The following is a 17,753-nucleotide window of genomic DNA, read 5'->3' on the forward strand; positions in this document are numbered from 1 at the left end:
CGCTTACCGGGCCGGTTTGCCGTACAGAACGTCAGGCCGGATGCGACGTCAGTGTCGTTATCCGGCTTTTTTTAACCTGTAACCTTAACCTGCGCTGCTGCGTTTTTGGCTTTTTCAACGGCCTCATTAACGTTTTCTGCGCTCGCCAGCACGACACCCAGACGACGTGTCCCGTCAATTTCCGGCTTACCGAATAACCGCACCTGCAAACCGCTCCCTACAGCCGCCTGAACGTTATCAAACGTGACATTCTGACTGGTCAGTTGCGGCAGAATAACCGCCGATGCCGAGGGGCCATACTGACGGATTGTGCCAACCGGGAGCCCGAGAAACGCGCGAACGTGCAGCGCAAATTCTGACAGATCCTGCGAAATCAGCGTCACCATGCCTGTGTCGTGTGGGCGGGGGGACACTTCGCTGAAAATAACTTCATCACCACAAACAAACAGCTCAACGCCGAACAACCCGTGCCCGCCGAGCGCCAGCACGACTTTACGTGCGATCTCCTGCGCGCGCGCCAGCGCCAGTTCGCTCATCTGTTGCGGCTGCCAGGATTCGCGGTAGTCGCCATCTTCCTGACGATGGCCTACCGGCGCACAAAAATGCACACCATCGATGGCGCTTACGGTCAGCAGGGTGATTTCAAAATCAAAATTAACTACACCTTCGACGATCACCCGCCCGGCACCTGCGCGGCCACCCTGTTGAGCGTACTCCCAGGCCTCGGCGAGTTGTTCGGCTGAGCGGATAAAGCTCTGTCCTTTACCGGAAGAACTCATCACTGGCTTCACGATGCAGGGAAATCCGATTTCGGCAACGGCCTCGTGAAAGCGGGATTCACTCTCGGCAAAGCGGAAAGAGGAGGTTGGTAAGGACAATTCTTCTGCTGCGAGGCGACGGATACCTTCGCGGTTCATGGTCAGTTGTGTCGCGCGTGCACAAGGCACAACGTTCAGACCTTCCTGCTCCAACTCGACCAGCATACTTGTGGCGATGGCTTCGATTTCCGGCACGATGTAATGCGGTTTTTCGTGCTCGACAACCTGACGCAGTGCGTCGCCATCCAGCATATTGATGACGTATGAGCGGTGGGCAACGTGCATCGCCGGTGCGTCGGGGTAACGATCCACGGCAATGACTTCCACGCCCAGGCGTTGGCATTCAATTGCGACCTCTTTTCCCAGTTCACCTGAGCCTAATAACATCACTCGCGTTGCTGCCGGACGCAGCGCTGTGCCTAATAACGTCATAAATTAATCCCCTGTTTTATCTGGGCGCAGTATATACGAAAACGTTTGCGTCTGTCTTTATTACCAGGTTGATTTCGTGGGTAAAAAAGAATATGCTGTATATAAATACAGGTAATTTAAGAGGCTGCAAAAATGACGGTTGAAGTTAAATACGTAGTCATTCGGGAAGGTGAGGAAAAAATGTCGTTTACCAGCAAAAAGGAAGCCGATGCGTATGACAAGATGCTTGATACAGCGGATCTGCTCGATACGTGGCTGGAGCAGTCGCCTGTCGCGCTGGAAGATGAGCAGCGTGAAGCGCTCTCCTTGTGGCTGGCTGAGCAGAAAGATGTGCTGAGCGCGATCCTGAAAAACGGCAAACTGCCGTCCCCGCAGGTGGTCGAAAACGAAGATTCGGCTGAGGATGATACCCAGGCTGCCTGAAACGACTTGCGCTCCTGACATTTTGTACCATGCTTTTCCCTGAGTCATTGTGCAATCCCCAAAAAATTTCGAGCCGTATTCATACGGCCTGAAGGACGAAAGGGATATAAGGAGAAAAGAATGTATAAAAAAAGAGCGTTGTTAAGCCTGCTGTTGTTATCTGCCAGTGTGTCAGTTTTCGCGGCAAATACGGAAAGTCAGTCAGTCAATTTTCCCAACTGTGAAGGCCTGAATGCCGAAGGCATTGCGGCCAGTGTCAAACGCGACTATCTGCAAAATCGGATTGTGCGCTGGGCTGACGACCAAAAAAAACTCGGGCAACTTGATCCGGTTGCCTGGGTGAATCCTCAGGATATCACCGGTAAAGACGGGCAATGGATGGTACCTCTTACCGTTCGCGGGAAAAGCAGCGACATTCAATATCAGGTTAAGCTTGATTGCAAAGCGGGCACGGCGGAGTACCAGTCACGTCAGTAGCTGAATTTGCACATCTTTTGAAGGTCTGAACACTTCCTGACATCCCCTCGGGTACGCTTTGATGATTATTCGTCTGTACTTGAGGGGCAAAATGGCTAACTGGCTAAATCAACTACAATCTCTTCTTGGGCAAAAAGGATCATCTGCATCATCCTCCGGTGAGCAAGGGCTGAGCAAGCTGCTGGTTCCCGGTGCGTTAGGTGGCCTGGCGGGTTTACTGGTCGCCAATAAATCCTCACGTAAGTTACTCAGCAAATACGGTACCAGCGCACTGCTGGTCGGTGGCGGCGCAGTGGCCGGCACCGTGCTATGGAACAAATACAAAGATAAAGTTCGTGTCGCTCATCAGGATGAACCGCAATTTGGCGCGCAGAGTACGCCGCTGGATGAACGTACCGAACGCCTGATTCTGGCACTGGTCTTTGCGGCAAAAAGCGACGGTCATATTGACGCGAAAGAGCGTGCGGCCATCGAGCAGCAATTGCGTGAAGCGGGTGTTGAAGAGCAGGGGCGTGTGCTGATTGAGCGAGCCATTGAGCAGCCGCTCGATCCTCAGCGTCTGGCGCAGGGTGTGCGTAACGAAGAAGAGGCACTCGAACTTTACTTCCTGAGCTGCGCGGCGATTGATATCGACCACTTTATGGAGCGCAGCTATCTGAATGCGCTGGGCGATGCGCTAAAGATCCCACAGGATGTCCGGGAGGGCATTGAGCAGGATCTCAGACAGCAGAAACAGGCATTGCCGGGTTAAATAGTTCCTGTTGAGGAGCACGTTTCGCTTGCATCATTGCTGTCTTTTGCCACCCTTATAGGATGTTTAAGCAGAAGAACAATGACATGCTACCAAAAGCTCCTCGTATTCCACATGCCATGACGCAGCATGGCGACACGCGCGTTGATAATTATTACTGGTTGCGAGATGACACCCGCTCGCAGCCAGAAGTGCTGGACTACCTGCAACAAGAAAATGCGTATGGCCGTCAGGTGATGGCCTCGCAGCAGGCATTGCAGGATCGTGTGCTGAAAGAAATTATCGACCGAATTCCCCCCCAGGATGTTTCCGCACCTTATGTGAAAAATGGTTATCGCTACCGGCACATTTATGAACCGGGATGCGAATACGCTATTTATCAACGCCAGTCGGTACTCAGTGAAGAGTGGGACGAATGGGACATCCTGCTGGACGGTAACCAGCGAGCCGCCCACAGCGAATTTTATACACTGGGAGGCTTAGCGGTTTCACCCGACAACACCATCATGGCGCTGGCTGAAGATTATCTTTCTCGCCGGCAATATGGCGTTCGTTTTCGTAATCTGCAAAGCGGTAAATGGTACCCGGAGGTCCTGGACAATGTTGAACCAGAACTGGTCTGGGCGAACGATTCACAGACTTTCTATTATGTCCGCAAACATGACACGACGTTACTCCCGTATCAGGTCTGGCGGCATACTGTCGGCTCGCCATCCACGCAGGATCAACTGGTGTATGAAGAAGCCGATGACATGTTTTATGTCAGTTTGCATAAAACCACTTCGCAGCACTATGTTGTCATCCATGTCGCCAGTGCAACCACCAGCGAAGTGTTGCTGCTGGATGCTGAACTGGCGGATGCCGAACCGCTGGTCTTTTTACCGCGGCGTAAAGACCATGAGTACAGCCTCGACCACTATCAACACGCGTTTTATCTGCGTTCTAATCGCCAGGGGAAAAACTTTGGCCTGTACCGTACCGGCGTGCGTGACGAACACGCCTGGGAAGAACTGATCCCCGCGCGTGAGAATGTCATGCTGGAAGGATTTACCCTGTTTACCGACTGGCTGGTGGTCGAAGAGCGTCAGCGCGGTTTAACCAGCCTGCGGCAAATTAACCGCAAAACGCGCGAAGTGGTTGGGATTGCCTTTGATGATCCGGCTTATGTGACGTGGCTTGCGTACAATCCCGAGCCAGAGACATCGCGTCTGCGGTATGGCTACTCCTCAATGACGACGCCGGACACGCTGTTTGAACTGGATATGGATACCGGAGAACGACGTGTGCTCAAGCAGACAACTGTCCCCGGTTTTGATGCCGCCAATTACCGCAGTGAGCATGTGTGGATAACCGTGCGTGATGGCGTAGAGGTTCCGGTATCGCTGGTTTATCACCAGAAATATTTCCTGAAAGGGAAAAATCCTTTACTGGTGTACGGTTACGGCTCTTATGGCGCCAGTATGGATGCGGATTTCAGTAGCAGCCGTCTGAGTCTGCTGGATCGCGGTTTTGTTTATGCTATCGCCCACGTGCGCGGCGGCGGTGAGTTAGGACAGCAGTGGTACGAGGACGGGAAGTTTCTGCAAAAGAAAAATACCTTCAATGATTACCTTGATGTCTGTGATGCACTGCTAAAACTGGGCTATGGCTCGCCTTCATTGTGCTACGGCATGGGGGGAAGCGCCGGAGGAATGCTGATGGGCGTTGCCATTAATGAACGCCCGGAGTTGTTTCACGGCGTAATTGCCCAGGTGCCGTTTGTCGATGTGGTGACCACGATGCTGGATGAGTCCATTCCACTGACCACCGGGGAGTTCGAAGAGTGGGGCAATCCGCAGGACGCCGAGTATTACACCTACATGAAAAGTTACAGTCCGTACGACAATGTAACCCGGCAGTCTTACCCGCATCTGCTGGTGACAACCGGGTTACACGATTCGCAGGTGCAGTACTGGGAACCGGCAAAGTGGGTGGCGAAACTGCGAGAGCTGAAAACGGACGACCACCTGCTGCTGCTATGCACGGATATGGATTCCGGGCATGGCGGTAAGTCCGGTCGTTTTAAATCCTATGAAGGTGTGGCCCTTGAATTCGCATTTTTAATAGGACTGGCGCAAGGGACACTGCCTGGTCAGGCTATAACTCAGGCGTTATCCAGATAGTGCTTGAGGGTCAGTCGCAGTTCCGGGCTCATATTGTCAAGGTTATTAAATAACCAACGCAAATAGCCCGGATCGCGTTCAGCCACTTCAGATACCGCTTTACCGCGGTATTTACCGAAGGTAAAGGTGGTCAACAACGCGGGACGGCCAGTTATGTCGACCATTTGTTCTGCTGACCAGCCAGAGGTGTTCATGATGTCGATCAGCAGGGCTGCCGTGATGTAGCAATCATAAAGCGCGCGGTGATGATGCAGGCCAGATGGCGTCTGCACGTTCAGTTTGCGGGACTTATAAAGCGCCATGTTACTGTATTTAATTCCCGGCCACAGGCGGCGGGAGAGTTTCATGGTGCAAATCCATTCACCGGGCATCTCGGGCAGAACCCGACGGTCAAAGCTCGCATTATGCGCCACATACCATTCGCTGCCGTAATAGTGCGGGATGACCTCTTCAATCCACGGCTTGTCCGCCACCATGGCTTCAGTGATACGGTGAATCGCCATCGCCTGAGGGCTGATAGGACGGTCGGGGCGCACCAGGTGGCTCATAGGATTGACAATCTTTCCGTCCACCACATCGACAGACGCGATCTCAACAATGCCTCCCTGCAGGCCACAGGTTTCAGTATCTATTATGCGCAACATGCCGGGCTCCTGACCGAAAACGACTAGCGTAATGGAATGATATCACCTTGCCAACCCTGAGCGGTGCGTTGACCGGTTAAGAGCAGTGAACCGCGATCGGCGCGGACAATCAGGCGGCCACGTTCATCCCATAAAGCGCTACTGCCGCGCGCATTGGCCATCAGTACTGCGATGGCGAATTTATGTGAAAAACTTTGCAGGCGTGAGGTTGAGGAGAGTAACTCGGGTTCGCTGACGCTTTGGCTGGTGGTAAACAGCGAAAACGTTGGATCAATATCGATACCTTCCGGCTGGCTGTCTACTACGCTGATGGCATTTTGCTGTCTGGCAATGCAGGCCCCGTGGCTTTGATGAAACGTTAATGGTGACGTCAACCAAGGGGAAAAAATGGCAATGCCTTTTACAAAGCGATTGTTATGTTCGACCGGTAAACCCGCGATAATGGTCATGCGATATGTTGCCGCGGCATGGGCGAGTGGCTGTAAGAATATATCATCAGGCGGGGCGGGAAGCGCGTCGCTCTCATCAACGCAGCCTAATAGCGACAGGGACGGAAAAACCAACAACTCACATTGGCATCTCGCCGCCGCCTGAATAAACTGCAGGTGATGTGCGACGTGTTCCGTAAGGGATTGTTTCAGAGGTTCGTACTGTGCTGCAGCTATTTTCCAGTGTGACATAATGACTTCCTTTTCATAGTGTCTACAATCATCCTTAAATTATAGATTAAGAATGTACTTATACTGTAGCAGGCATCATGTAAGGAATCGTAACGTAATATAAGGTTTATTTAACTTTCGGCTCGTAAGGTAAACGCGAGAGGGAAACAGACGCCAGACGGTGTGCAATTAACCGTTCACGAAACCAGTCGCGTAAATGTTCAGGTTGCTCACGCTCAACGACTTCGGCAACGACAGGCATGTTATAACGCTCTTTAAAGGCAACGCCAGCCGCGGCAAGGTCCACATTGACCTTATCCATTTCTGCTTGTTCAAGTTTGGCCAGATTGATGTTCATGCGTTTCTCCTTATCTGTATCCATCGGGCGCAGACGTTACTAAGAGTGGGCATTAATGGCAAGCCCGGCGTGATCATTCTCGACTCGATCATTGTAGAAGGTTATTCTCTATAGATTAGACATAACAAAAAGGAATAGTTGATATGGCTTCTTCTGCATCTTCACTTCGCTACACTCTCATCGCACTCGCTTCCGTTCTGACCGCTCCCGCTGCTTTCGCACATGCTCACCTCACGCAGCAAAATCCGGCGGCGAATGCACAAGTCTCAGCCTCCCCACAAGCGCTGACGATGACCTTTTCAGAAGGGATTGAACCGGCATTCAGCGGCGCGACGCTGACGGGGCCAAAACAGGAACAGATCAAAACAGGCAAGGCGACACGTAATGAACAGGATAAGAAGCAGTTGATTATCCCGCTCGCTCAGTCGCTGGATGCGGGGACCTATACCGTTGACTGGCACGTCGTGTCAGTCGATGGTCATAAGACAAAGGGACACTATACCTTCAGCGTGAAATAACCATGCTGGCATTTACCTGGGTCGCGCTGCGTTTTATTCACTTCATCGCGTTGATGCTGGTGTTTGGCTTTGCGCTGTACGGCGCCTGGCTGGCCCCGGTTTCGGTCCGTCGTTTAATGATGCGCCGTTTTCTACGTCTGCAACGGCATGCGGCAGCGTGGAGCTTTATAAGCGCAACGTTGATGCTGGCGATCCAGGGGGGATTAATGGGCGCTGGCTGGCAGGATGTGCTCTCCGTGGATGTGTGGGGAACCGTCCTGCAAACGCAGTTTGGCGGGGTATGGCTGTGGCAAATTATTCTCGCGCTGGTCACACTGGTGGTGACCCTCATCGTGCCGCGCAGTTTGTCACGGTTGTTGCTGATGCTGACGGTTGCGCAGTTTGTTCTGTTGGCGGGTGTTGGTCATGCGACGTTGCATGAAGGCGTGTCGCGGGCTGTGCAACAGATTAATCATTCTCTGCATTTGGTGTGTGCCGCAGCCTGGTTTGGTGGCTTGCTGCCCGTCCTCTACTGCATGAGAATGGCACAAGGTCGTTGGCGACAGCAGGCTATCTGCACGATGATGCGCTTTTCCCGCTACGGGCATCTTTTCGTTACGGGCGTATTGCTGACCGGCATCATCAATGTGCTGTTTATTGTGGGGTTGTCCATTCCTTGGCATGCGGCTTATGGGCAGTTACTGTTACTGAAATGCGCTCTGGTCGCGCTCATGGTGGCGATTGCGCTCGCAAATCGGTATGTTCTTGTACCCCGTATGCAGCAGGATAATCGTGCTATGACGGACTATTTCATTTGGATGACGAAGCTTGAATGGGGCATAGGGGCCGTAGTGCTGGCCATCGTCAGCCTGTTTGCAACCCTGGAACCTTTCTGATGGACTGGCAAAACGTATGAAAAAATTAGTTATCTCTTTATTATTACTGACAAGTTCAGGTGCTGCGCTGGCTGCGCCGCAGGTCATTACCGTCAGCCGTTTTGAGGTGGGTAAAGATAAGTGGGCATTTAATCGTGAAGAGGTGATGTTGACCTGCAGACCGGGCAATGCGTTGTATGTCATCAATCCCAGCACGTTGGTACAGTATCCGTTAAATGACATTGCAAGACAGCAGGTTGAAAGCGGTAAAACCACCGCAAAACCGATCGACATCATCCAGATTGACGATCCGGCAAAACCCGGTGAAAAAATGAGCCTTGCTCCGTTTGTCGAGCGCGCAGAAAAGCTCTGTTAATTGTCAGATGTACCACTCTGATTTCCAATAAAAAACCGCAAGGATCTCTTCAGAGAACTTGCGGTTTTTGCGTTGTTGCGGGTGACAATCTTCCTTTTTTTCAGGCCACTTTAGTCGCGGACTGGAAAACCTGGCGCTGTCATCTATTCTTAAATGGCAGGGTAACTTAGCCTGCATTAATGCCAACTTTTAGCGCACGGCTCTCTCCCAAGAGCCATTTCCCTGGACCGAATACAGGAATCGTATTCGGTCTCTTTTTATGTCTTTGTTTTTTCATGGGGGTTTTCAGTGCTATCACGAAATCCCACGAAAGTTACTTGAAATTTCCATATCCTGTCTAAACCATATCATATTCTGTACGGCGTTCGTCCAGGTATTTTTGGGGCATTGTTCACTTTTTCTACCTGAACAGCCTTCAGGGATCATTCCCGGCGCGTGACTATCAATCTGAACGCTATGATGACGCTCTGAAAATGTCCTGTAAAACTGAACGAACGCCAGACGGCCAGTTTTTTTGTACGTCGCTCTGAACGTGATGTAAGGACAAATGTCGGCACGCTTTTGTGTGATAAAAAATAAAGTCCAGAGGGCAATTTTGATAATAATGGACATTTTGAGTAATGATTGCTTAATGTTCGCCACGAATGCCAGGTTGCATAGCAGGGTAAACATTCAGTAATATTAATTTGTTTAATTATCATTGATAATGTAATGTGATAATATAAATACCCAAATAATCAATGCTATGTAAGAACGTTTGCATCTGGAAAGGTGAGTCTGATGTTATAAGACCATACCAGAAGTTAATGTTGATATTAATGCGCTGTGATTAGTTATAGATTAATAATGTATATTTTAATCGTTTATTATGTGGCATTAGTACCTTACAAATATGATTCTAACTTTTAAAGTATGTGAGTTAAATGAAAAAAAACAGTTCAAAATACTCATTCTTTTTTATCTCAATTGTTTTTTCCATTCCATTCTTGATCTTTTCTTTTGCTTCTTATTTGTACGTAAAAAAATCAACGGAAAGTAATTTAATTAGCACGATGTCACGGTTTAATGCTAATTCCGCTGCTGCAAGTATCGACAGACCTGTAGATGAAATGACTTTGTTGTTAAGAACGATGTCGAGTAATTTAACTCAGGAGTCAATTGAGCATTATTTATCGCAAAAAAATCTTGATATTGACAGTGTCTTGCCCTCAATAGTGAATTCTACCTTTTTTTTCAGGGCCGCGTTGCTGGCCGACAGCGATAACAAGTTTAAAACCTATCCTGCCGTTTACCCTGATGATTTCGAACCACGTGAAAGACCCTGGTATTATTCATCAGGTATAAAAGATGAAATTACATTTTCAGATCCCTACAAAAATAAACTGCCTCCGTATGAAAATGAAATTACGGTAGATATGAATTTGTTTGATAGCAAATCCAACATCATCGGGAATGTTGCATTCGTTCTCGATTTAAAGGCCATGAGTCGTCCGCTGAAGTCTATCAACGCTCCTTATAATGGTAGGTTTAAGATTGTCTCAGCAGATGGTTCAGTCATCTTATACAAAAATACGAATGAAATATTTCGTCGCAAGGTTCCTCTCAGTTGGCTCGAAAAAGCAAAAGAAAACGAGGGACATTTTTATGACGCCACAGCCAGAGAGTTTGTCTTTTATCGTACTTACAGCAATCCAAACTGGATTGCATTTTCAGTTGTTGACTACGACGAGTTTAAAAACTCAACCGATACAGTGTATGAAATTTTCTATGCATTGTTTGCGGTCTGTCTGACGTTGTATGCGTTAACAGTATATTTGTTTAACTTATATTATAAACGCTTTATGACGAATTTGTTTATGAGTATTAATGGAATGCAGCTTGTCGAAGAAAAAGGGATTGGTGAAGTTTATAATAAGTTAAAAGAACATAATAAAAAATTAACAGAAGCGGTACATGAATCAGAGACGGATACATTAACCGGCATCAGTAATCGTAAGAAATTTAATGCTGATTTGATCGCTGCAGTCGATAAGAAGCATCCTTTCTATTTGGCGATTATCGATATAGATAATTTCAAAACTAGTAATGACACGTTTGGTCATGATATCGGTGACATTGTTTTGACCACGGTATGCGGTATTGGTAAAAAAGTGGTCGAAGATAATCAAGGATCGCATATCTACCGCTATGGTGGAGAAGAAATATGCGTATTGATTTTAAGCGACGATGAAGATGAATGTTTTCAGGTTTTAGAAACGTGGCGTAATATCATTAACCTGAGAAAATGGCGTGAAGAGGGTATGCACGTGAGTTTCAGTGCCGGTCTGACTAAATGGAACGAAACGGATACGCCTGAGCAAATTATCAAAAGAGCCGATGTTTGCTTATACAACGCAAAAACGACCGGGAAAAATAAAATCGTTCTTGGCTGAGTTTGTTAACAGCAACGCATAATAGCCCATATTTCATGGGCTATTATGCGTACACACGACAAATCATGTCTGAAATACCTTCGGTTCACCTCACTCCGCCCCCTGATCGCCCAGACTTTTGCTGCTATGGTTACAGTTAAGTGAAGGTGATATTGGCACTCAGGAGGTCACATGAGACAGCCTGATACGATTTACCAGCGAATTGAAGGCACACGCTGGCGTCATGTCTGGGTCGTGGGGGATATTCACGGTTGCTTTTCCATGTTGATGGATAAATTGCGCCAATGCCGCTTTGACCCGTGGCAGGATTTACTGGTGTCTGTCGGAGATGTTATCGACCGCGGCCCAGACAGTCTGCGTTGCCTGGCGTTGCTGCCTGAAGCCTGGGTTGTGGCTGTCAGAGGTAATCATGAGCAAATGGCGCTGGATGCGCTGGCGAGTGGAGAACAATTACTGTGGGAGATGAACGGGGGAACATGGTATACGCAGGCGGCGCAACCGGCAGCCCGGATCGCGCTTGAAGAGTGTCAGCGATTACCCTGGGTTCTGGAACTGCATTGTCAGCATGGCGTCCATGTCATTGCGCATGCTGATTATCCGAGTGATGAATATAGCTGGCAAAAAGCGATCGATTTACAGCAGGTATTGTGGGATCGCACCCGATTGATGAATAAACGTGGCGGTATTCGCGGGGCGGATCATTTTTGGTTTGGCCATACGCCGCTGCGACATCGTCTGGATATTGAGAATCTGCACTATATTGATACTGGCGCGGTATTTGGCGGAGAACTAACGCTGGTGCAATTGCAATGATTAAAAATCACTGTATTCCTGTGCAGGACGCCAGAAGCGGTCAATATAGTCATCCGCAGGCAAACATCCGCCATTACGAATACGCTGATCGTCCATCGAAATAAGACACTGCTGCTCAGTTTTGTAGACATCGACCACGATATCTTCACAACCGCCATCCAGATAGCAAACAAAAAGAATCAGCGTGAACATTACACCCTCATATCGTACTGCCGTACCGATAGTGTAGAAGAGGTTAGAGCGAGGGGGAAATGAAGGGAAGAAATAACCCGCCTGGCGACGGGTTCTTTTTGGTATCAGGCAAAACGCATGATCCAGGCATCTGACTTACGATCGTAGTGCTCACGGAATAGAACGGAATGTTCCCCATTAAGGAGGGCCGGGACGCTGGTTTCGGCATCCCATGCGTCCAGTTGCATACATAAATCCGGGTCTGATTTACACGGGATGATTAACGTTCGGTCCCCTGGCGTTTCGCCATGTAACTCGGCGTCGTCGATTTCAAAAGCGCCAATGCGCACACTGGTTTTCATGATCGTGCTCTCCGTTAATTTGCTGGTTGTGGTACGACCAGTTAGGTCGCCCATTTTTCAGCGTAGTCAACGTCAGCAAAAGCGCCAGTAAAAACGTGCGTTATCCTGTAAAGAGTTTGCCATCCCGGACAAGATCGCGCGGGTAGCTGTTCTTTAACCGTGAGCCAATGCGTTTTGCCAGACCAATCGGCTGATGCTGGAATGTCACCAGGACATCATCGGCTGTCGGTGCCGTTTGCGGATAGACATCTCTGCCGCGATACCACTCCTCCGCTTCTTCAAGCGTCAGCTCAAACGCAATACGGTGATTGGGGTCGGCGAGAGCGACAACGGCCTCGTGCTGCCAGCGGTAACCTTTATTGTGGGTTTCAGCCAGTTTGATCCCTAGACGGGAAAAACGCACTTTGCCAATCAGTGGTTCAATGTGCGCCGGGAATAACCAGACTTCTTTGTCGCGTTGCCAGAGATGCAGATTGCTATCCCATTGTAGGCCACAAGCGTTAGCCGCTTCGGTGATGTGCGCTGTTTCGCGTCCTTTCAGCGGGCTGAAGGGAAAATTACCAACCTTGTATTTGGGGGCTGGCAGAGAAGGAATTGAGGTGGTTTTACGCAGACGGGCGACGAAGAACCCTTCACAGTCGTAAATCTGCGGGAAGACATGCAGAAACCCTTCCGGCGTCAGGGCACGTTCTGCTTCAGGGAATAAATCTCCGAGCGGAAGAAACTCGACCGCGTCCGGGTAGGTTTCTATCAGCCATTGCATGATAGATTCGTTTTCGTCACGGTTGAGTGTGCAGGTGGAATAGACCAGCGTACCGCCGGGACGTAAGGCATGAAATGCGCTGTCGAGCAGTTCGCGCTGTGTGGCTGCAATCTCGAGATTACTTTCTACGGACCAGTTTTTCAGCGCATCGGGATCTTTACGTACGACACCTTCGCCAGAACACGGCGCGTCCAGCAAAATGGCATCGAAAGTCTCAGGTAGCGCTGCACCAAACACGCGTCCGTCGAAATGGGTTAAGGCAACGTTACTGATCCCACAGCGACTGATATTCGCATGCAGAACTTTGACGCGGCTGGCGGAAAACTCATTGGCCAGAATCGCGCCTTCATTGCGCATGTTGGCGGCAATCTGTGTTGTTTTAGAGCCGGGTGCTGCCGCTACGTCCATGACACGATCCGGCATATTGCCATCGGCAAACAATGCGGCAACCGGCAGCATAGAGCTGGCTTCCTGAATATAAAACAAACCGCTTAAATGCTCAGCGGTGCTGCCGAGAGGCAGAGACTCTTCATCAATGCGTTCGATCCAGAAGCCTTCTTCACACCAGGGAACCGGGGTGAGCGACCAGCCGTAAGGCGCCGTTAACGCTAGAAAATCGGCAACGGAAATTTTCAGCGTATTAATGCGAATGCTGCGTCGTAATGGACGCTGGCAGGCAGCGAGAAAATCATCGAAAGAGAGCGTGGAAGGCATTGCTTCACGCATTTGTGTCAGAAAGGCGTCAGGAAAATAAGCCACTTGGAACCACCGGCAAAAAAATAGGTGCGCAGTGTAGCACATTGGCTCCGGCGCGAGTACGCCGGAGCCGGTGAGATTAACGTGGCAGGGCAGTTCCCCATTCACGCCACTCTTTCGGTTCACTTTCCAGCAACAGGAAGTGTTTACCTTCCTGCGCTTTCGGCGCCAGTGGCGTTCCTGGCGGGGTGGCAAAGGCGATGCCGCCGCGAATGAACTGATTAAAGGTACCGGTTTTCACCACTCCGCCGGTCAGGCCAAAGTCGAGATTGTAACCAGAGGCCAGCCAGAACACGGAGTTATTACGCACCAGGTGTTGATACCGTTTGCTGATACGCATGGCGACCATCACGCGGTCGGAAAGAGAGCCCAGCGTCAACCCGGTAATGGTTCCGACTTCAATCCCGCGGAACAAGACCGGGGTGCCGATATTCAGCGAACCGGCTTCCGGCGCTTCCACCACGATACTCAGGCCATCAAGGTAACGTGAGTCAGTAATGGTCGCTTCCTGCAGTTCGAAATCACGGCGCGGATTGCCGCGTCCGGGCTCAACGTTAATGTAAGGCTGGAGGATCGTATCCAGGTGCTCGACGCCAGCAGCAGAGATTTGCGGGGTGATCACCGAGAAACGCGTGCCGTTACGCGCAAATGTCTGAACGTATTCCGGGTACAGTACCGCTTTGGCCTGAACCTCATTGCGCGTCGTAATCAGTTCAAGGGTCTGAATCTGACCAATATCGATCCCCAGATAACGAATCGGCATGCCGGCGGCGAGTTTACCCGCGTCGAAGGCATGCAGGGTAATTTGCCCACCGACCGCACGCGCAGCGGTTTCGGAGGCATACAGAATACGCTTATCGCCTTTTCGCTGACTGGCGCTGGCGCCACTCAGGTTATCAAAGCTGATTGCGCCTTTGAGCGCCCGTGACAGGGGAGAGGCCTGTACGGTAAGTCCACTGCCGTTAAGCTGAACTTTCGCACCGCCCTCGGCCCAGAACACGCTGTTGCTGGTCAGCAGGTTGCGGTATTCCGGTTTGATATGCAGATCGATATCAAAGGCGTCGGCGCGGGGACGTACGCTAATCACTTCACCCACCTCGAATTTACGGTACAACACCACTGAACCCGCCTGCACATCCGGCAGGGTCTCGGCACGCAGGCTAAGCGTGGTGGTTGGCAGATCGCTCAGGCTATTTTCGATGGCTTTTTCCAGGTTGGCGTACAGCGGGTAGCTGTCTTTCATTTCACCCTTAGTGCCTGGTAAAATGCGTATACCGCCGCTAATCCATTCGCTGGCGCTGGCCCCCAGGAATTCAACGCCATCAATTCCCACTTTGACGTCCACGCGGCTATTGACCACAAATTTACTGTCACCCTGAACCAGCGCGCGATGTTGCGGCTCAATCGCGACAGTAAACGAAACCCCTTTGCTGGACAGTGTACGATTAATAACCTGGCCGACCTGTACGCCGTGCAGGATCAGCGGTTGACCGGCATCAATACCGTAACTTTCCGGTGCGGTCAGCGTGAGTGTCATGACACCGGGGTCGTGCAGGAGAGATTGTTCGCCGGGAACGACCACAAACTGGCTACGTGACTCACCGTCCCCGGGAACCAGTTCGAAGGTTTTTCCTGTGAGCAACGCGCTGAGATTGGCATCGCTTAACGACAATTTGGGACTGTGTAATTCAATGCGTGTCTTGTCCCGTAGCAGCGTGACCACGCTGGGATCGACCGTCATTTCACCGGTGACTTTTCCACCTGGATTCAAATCCAGTTTGGTGAGTTGGCCGACTTCCAGTCCCTGATACATCAGCGAAGTTGAGCCGGCCTTGAGTCCGTCACCGTTGGGTAAATCAAGCTTCACGATCACGCCGCGCTGACTGTGAGCGAGGTCCTGATACAAACCGAAATTGTCGTCTGCGGCGGCAGGTTGAGAATCTTCAGGCGAGTCAAAGGCGATTGCGCCATTCACCAGCGCGGCCAGGCTTTCCAGTTTGACTTTCGCGCCGCTGAGACTGACATCTGCATTCACGCCGGAAACGTTCCAGAAACGGCTGCCTTTTTTCACCAGATTGGTGAATCGGCGCTCAATCAACACGTCGATCGTCACGCCCTGATGATTAGGGTTAATCGTGTAATCATAAACCCGACCGACCGGGATTTTGCGGAAATAAACCAGCGACCCGCTATTGAGAGAGCCGAGGTCGGGTGCATGCAGATGGAGCATTAAATCGCCGTTATTCAGGCGATATTTGGGTTGTGTATCGAGCGCGACAAAGTGATCTTCCGGTTCACCTGTACCAGGCATCATCCCGATATAGTTACCGCCAACCAGCGCATCGAGGCCAGAGACACCCGCCAGCGACGCTTTTGGCGTCACCAGCCAGAACTGCGTGTCTTTGCGCAGCGCATCTTTCATACTGGATTTGATGCTGACGCGTACTTCAATTTTGCGCAGATTTTTGCTGAGGCTGATATCCTGTACCGTACCGACCTCGACGCCCTGATAGCGCACAGGGGTACGGCCCGGCACAATGCCGTCCGCCGACATAAAGTCGATCGTCACGGTGCTACCGCGATCCTCATAGCTTCCCCAAATCAGCCATCCTGCGATCATCAGCGCGATGAAGGGCAGCAGCCAGAACGGAGAGATACGGCGTTTTGTTTTAATCTGCGCTTCAGTCGGCGAAGCGGGCGTTTCCTGACTCATGTGCATCCCAAAGTAATCGGCTGTCCAGCCATTCCACTGCAAGAATAGTCAATATTACCGCTGCGCCGAAATAAAACGCAGCCGGTCCCATAGTAAAAGCGAGAATCTGATCGCGGTTAATCAGCGACATCGTTAAAGCAATAACAAAGAGATCCAGCATCGACCAGCGACCAATCCAGGTCACCAGGCGCAGCAGTAGGATACGCGTACGTAAACCCTGCTCACACTTAAAATGGATGCTGAACAACAACGTAAACATGACGATCACTTTGGTGAAGGGCACCAGAATACTGGCGATAAAGACGATAGCCGCGACGCCGATATTGCTGTTCGCCAGTGACATAATGCCCGACAAAATCGTATCTTCCTGCCGGGCGCCGTTGACATAAATGACGGAAATGGGCAGCAGGTTTGCTGGCAGGAGAAAGACAATGGAGGCCAATAGTGCGGCCCAACATTTTTGGATACTCTGATTTCTGCGCCAGCGCAACGGAATGTGACAGCGAGGGCAGCGTCCACGAGCGTCTGGATAGCCCGTAAAGTGACAACCGAGACACACGCGCAACTGCTCATCTGGGCGACGGGCTGGCCGCTGCGGATAAAAGCGTTCCCACAGTTGCTCTACATTGAGATGAGACAGGGTCAGAATACTGAGGATCACCAGCGCAATAAAAGCAAAAAGTCCCACACCGGGTTGCAAAAACGCGTAGTCCTGCACTTTGATGGAGGCAACGCCGATACCCACCAGGTAGATATCCAGCATCACCCACTCTTTGAGCCTTTCCAGCATCAGCAATACCGGACGCAGGTTCATGCCCAGAATATTTCCAAACCACAGATAAGCGATTGAGGTCACGAGTATGATTGGCGCGCCTGCCACGCAAAAGAGCACGAAGGATGCGGTCAACGGATCGCCTTGTCGGGTCATCTGCCAGATCCCCTGAAGGACATTGGCGTCGATACGCACCCCTAATAAATGGATATGTAAGAGCGGTTCTCCCCAGGCGAAGGGCATCAGCAATAGCATCGTAACGGCCATTGCCGCCAGTCGTGTTAAGGACCAGTCGCGCCCGTCACGGATTTTCGCCTGGCAGCGTGGACAGTATGCACTTTGGTGCGAACGCATCTTCGGCAGGCTAAATAGCATGTCGCATTCGGGACAGCGTTGGTAATGCGCGCGCGGTAGCGCCTCACCGATGGACCTGATCGCTATTTTTTTTCGTGGCGTAATGCGTGGAGTCGTTAAGGCCATGTATCGCGGATCAAAGTGT

The 17,753-nt window shown here is 50.8% G+C and carries 18 protein-coding genes; 9 read left to right on the forward strand and 9 right to left on the reverse strand.

Going from position 1 to position 17,753, the window contains the following annotated elements:
- Positions 1-71: 71 nt before the first annotated feature.
- On the reverse strand, positions 72-1,250 hold the full coding sequence (purT, locus tag N7268_RS19580; protein WP_260864128.1) for a formate-dependent phosphoribosylglycinamide formyltransferase: 1,179 nt from the start codon (positions 1,248-1,250) through the stop codon (positions 72-74).
- 132 nt (positions 1,251-1,382) lie between these two features.
- On the opposite strand from purT, the gene yebG reads away from it, so the two are divergent.
- From yebG to ptrB, 4 genes are all read left to right on the forward strand, one after another.
- Positions 1,383-1,673, forward strand: a complete 291-nt coding sequence (gene yebG / locus N7268_RS19585; RefSeq protein WP_260864129.1) for a DNA damage-inducible protein YebG — start codon at positions 1,383-1,385, stop codon at positions 1,671-1,673.
- A gap of 120 nt (positions 1,674-1,793) precedes the next feature.
- Positions 1,794-2,150 carry a protein YebF gene (gene yebF / locus N7268_RS19590; RefSeq protein ID WP_260864130.1) on the forward strand — a complete coding sequence of 119 codons (357 nt, stop codon included), beginning with the start codon at positions 1,794-1,796 and terminating at the stop codon, positions 2,148-2,150.
- A 91-nt stretch (positions 2,151-2,241) separates the two neighbouring features.
- Positions 2,242-2,901, forward strand: a complete 660-nt coding sequence (locus N7268_RS19595; RefSeq protein ID WP_260864131.1) for a tellurite resistance TerB family protein — start codon at positions 2,242-2,244, stop codon at positions 2,899-2,901.
- A gap of 86 nt (positions 2,902-2,987) precedes the next feature.
- Positions 2,988-5,063 (forward strand): oligopeptidase B, encoded by a 2,076-nt coding sequence (gene ptrB / locus N7268_RS19600; protein ID WP_260864132.1) that lies wholly within the window; start codon positions 2,988-2,990, stop codon positions 5,061-5,063.
- Here the strand turns inward: ptrB and exoX are convergent.
- From exoX to N7268_RS19615, 3 genes are all read right to left on the reverse strand, one after another.
- On the reverse strand, positions 5,045-5,707 hold the full coding sequence (gene exoX / locus N7268_RS19605) for an exodeoxyribonuclease X (protein ID WP_260864133.1): 663 nt from the start codon (positions 5,705-5,707) through the stop codon (positions 5,045-5,047). The genes ptrB and exoX overlap by 19 nt on opposite strands.
- A 23-nt stretch (positions 5,708-5,730) precedes the next feature.
- Positions 5,731-6,387: a carbon-nitrogen hydrolase family protein gene (locus N7268_RS19610; protein ID WP_260864134.1), complete on the reverse strand. Its 657-nt coding sequence runs from the start codon at positions 6,385-6,387 to the stop codon at positions 5,731-5,733.
- A 106-nt stretch (positions 6,388-6,493) separates the two neighbouring features.
- Positions 6,494-6,724 (reverse strand): DNA polymerase III subunit theta, encoded by a 231-nt coding sequence (locus N7268_RS19615; RefSeq protein ID WP_003034925.1) that lies wholly within the window; start codon positions 6,722-6,724, stop codon positions 6,494-6,496.
- Positions 6,725-6,867: 143 nt separating this feature from the next.
- On the opposite strand from N7268_RS19615, the gene yobA reads away from it, so the two are divergent.
- From yobA to pphA, 5 genes are all read left to right on the forward strand, one after another.
- A complete protein-coding gene (yobA, locus tag N7268_RS19620; protein WP_260864135.1) occupies positions 6,868-7,242 on the forward strand; it encodes a CopC domain-containing protein YobA in 375 nt (124 codons plus the stop codon).
- 2 nt (positions 7,243-7,244) lie between these two features.
- Entirely contained in the window at positions 7,245-8,117 is an 873-nt protein-coding gene (gene copD / locus N7268_RS19625) for a copper homeostasis membrane protein CopD (RefSeq protein WP_260864136.1), read from the forward strand.
- A 16-nt stretch (positions 8,118-8,133) separates the two neighbouring features.
- Positions 8,134-8,472, forward strand: a complete 339-nt coding sequence (locus N7268_RS19630) for a YebY family protein (RefSeq protein ID WP_260864137.1) — start codon at positions 8,134-8,136, stop codon at positions 8,470-8,472.
- A gap of 923 nt (positions 8,473-9,395) precedes the next feature.
- Positions 9,396-10,904: a sensor domain-containing diguanylate cyclase gene (locus tag N7268_RS19635; protein ID WP_260864138.1), complete on the forward strand. Its 1,509-nt coding sequence runs from the start codon at positions 9,396-9,398 to the stop codon at positions 10,902-10,904.
- Positions 10,905-11,075: 171 nt separating this feature from the next.
- Positions 11,076-11,717: a protein-serine/threonine phosphatase gene (gene pphA, locus N7268_RS19640; protein ID WP_260864139.1), complete on the forward strand. Its 642-nt coding sequence runs from the start codon at positions 11,076-11,078 to the stop codon at positions 11,715-11,717.
- Here the strand turns inward: pphA and N7268_RS19645 are convergent, their stop codons facing one another.
- The 5 genes from N7268_RS19645 to yebS form a co-directional block, all read right to left on the reverse strand.
- The gene (locus N7268_RS19645; protein WP_198903917.1) at positions 11,718-11,909 is read right to left on the reverse strand and encodes a YebW family protein; all 192 of its coding nucleotides are present in this window, start codon (positions 11,907-11,909) and stop codon (positions 11,718-11,720) included.
- A 104-nt stretch (positions 11,910-12,013) separates the two neighbouring features.
- A complete protein-coding gene (locus N7268_RS19650; protein ID WP_198903918.1) occupies positions 12,014-12,250 on the reverse strand; it encodes a YebV family protein in 237 nt (78 codons plus the stop codon).
- 100 nt (positions 12,251-12,350) lie between these two features.
- A complete protein-coding gene (gene rsmF, locus N7268_RS19655) occupies positions 12,351-13,772 on the reverse strand; it encodes a 16S rRNA (cytosine(1407)-C(5))-methyltransferase RsmF (protein ID WP_260864140.1) in 1,422 nt (473 codons plus the stop codon).
- Positions 13,773-13,848: 76 nt separating this feature from the next.
- Positions 13,849-16,482 carry a PqiB family protein gene (locus tag N7268_RS19660; RefSeq protein ID WP_260864141.1) on the reverse strand — a complete coding sequence of 878 codons (2,634 nt, stop codon included), beginning with the start codon at positions 16,480-16,482 and terminating at the stop codon, positions 13,849-13,851.
- Positions 16,451-17,734 carry a membrane integrity lipid transport subunit YebS gene (gene yebS / locus N7268_RS19665; protein ID WP_260864142.1) on the reverse strand — a complete coding sequence of 428 codons (1,284 nt, stop codon included), beginning with the start codon at positions 17,732-17,734 and terminating at the stop codon, positions 16,451-16,453. The genes N7268_RS19660 and yebS overlap by 32 nt, the downstream gene beginning before the upstream one ends.
- Between the last annotated feature and the right edge of the window lie 19 nt (positions 17,735-17,753).

This window comes from Citrobacter sp. Marseille-Q6884 (assembly GCF_945906775.1).
Lineage (GTDB): Bacteria > Pseudomonadota > Gammaproteobacteria > Enterobacterales > Enterobacteriaceae > Citrobacter.

Coding starts and splice junctions, on each gene's coding strand:
- N7268_RS19645 (WP_198903917.1), bottom strand. CDS start 11,909: ATGTTCACGCTGATTCTTTTTGTTTGCTATCTGGATGGCGGTTGTGAA.
- exoX (WP_260864133.1), bottom strand. CDS start 5,707: ATGTTGCGCATAATAGATACTGAAACCTGTGGCCTGCAGGGAGGCATT.
- yebS (WP_260864142.1), bottom strand. CDS start 17,734: ATGGCCTTAACGACTCCACGCATTACGCCACGAAAAAAAATAGCGATC.
- N7268_RS19635 (WP_260864138.1), top strand. CDS start 9,396: ATGAAAAAAAACAGTTCAAAATACTCATTCTTTTTTATCTCAATTGTT.
- N7268_RS19610 (WP_260864134.1), bottom strand. CDS start 6,387: ATGTCACACTGGAAAATAGCTGCAGCACAGTACGAACCTCTGAAACAA.
- purT (WP_260864128.1), bottom strand. CDS start 1,250: ATGACGTTATTAGGCACAGCGCTGCGTCCGGCAGCAACGCGAGTGATG.
- yebF (WP_260864130.1), top strand. CDS start 1,794: ATGTATAAAAAAAGAGCGTTGTTAAGCCTGCTGTTGTTATCTGCCAGT.
- copD (WP_260864136.1), top strand. CDS start 7,245: ATGCTGGCATTTACCTGGGTCGCGCTGCGTTTTATTCACTTCATCGCG.
- yobA (WP_260864135.1), top strand. CDS start 6,868: ATGGCTTCTTCTGCATCTTCACTTCGCTACACTCTCATCGCACTCGCT.
- ptrB (WP_260864132.1), top strand. CDS start 2,988: ATGCTACCAAAAGCTCCTCGTATTCCACATGCCATGACGCAGCATGGC.
- N7268_RS19595 (WP_260864131.1), top strand. CDS start 2,242: ATGGCTAACTGGCTAAATCAACTACAATCTCTTCTTGGGCAAAAAGGA.
- N7268_RS19630 (WP_260864137.1), top strand. CDS start 8,134: ATGAAAAAATTAGTTATCTCTTTATTATTACTGACAAGTTCAGGTGCT.
- yebG (WP_260864129.1), top strand. CDS start 1,383: ATGACGGTTGAAGTTAAATACGTAGTCATTCGGGAAGGTGAGGAAAAA.
- pphA (WP_260864139.1), top strand. CDS start 11,076: ATGAGACAGCCTGATACGATTTACCAGCGAATTGAAGGCACACGCTGG.
- N7268_RS19660 (WP_260864141.1), bottom strand. CDS start 16,482: ATGAGTCAGGAAACGCCCGCTTCGCCGACTGAAGCGCAGATTAAAACA.
- N7268_RS19615 (WP_003034925.1), bottom strand. CDS start 6,724: ATGAACATCAATCTGGCCAAACTTGAACAAGCAGAAATGGATAAGGTC.
- N7268_RS19650 (WP_198903918.1), bottom strand. CDS start 12,250: ATGAAAACCAGTGTGCGCATTGGCGCTTTTGAAATCGACGACGCCGAG.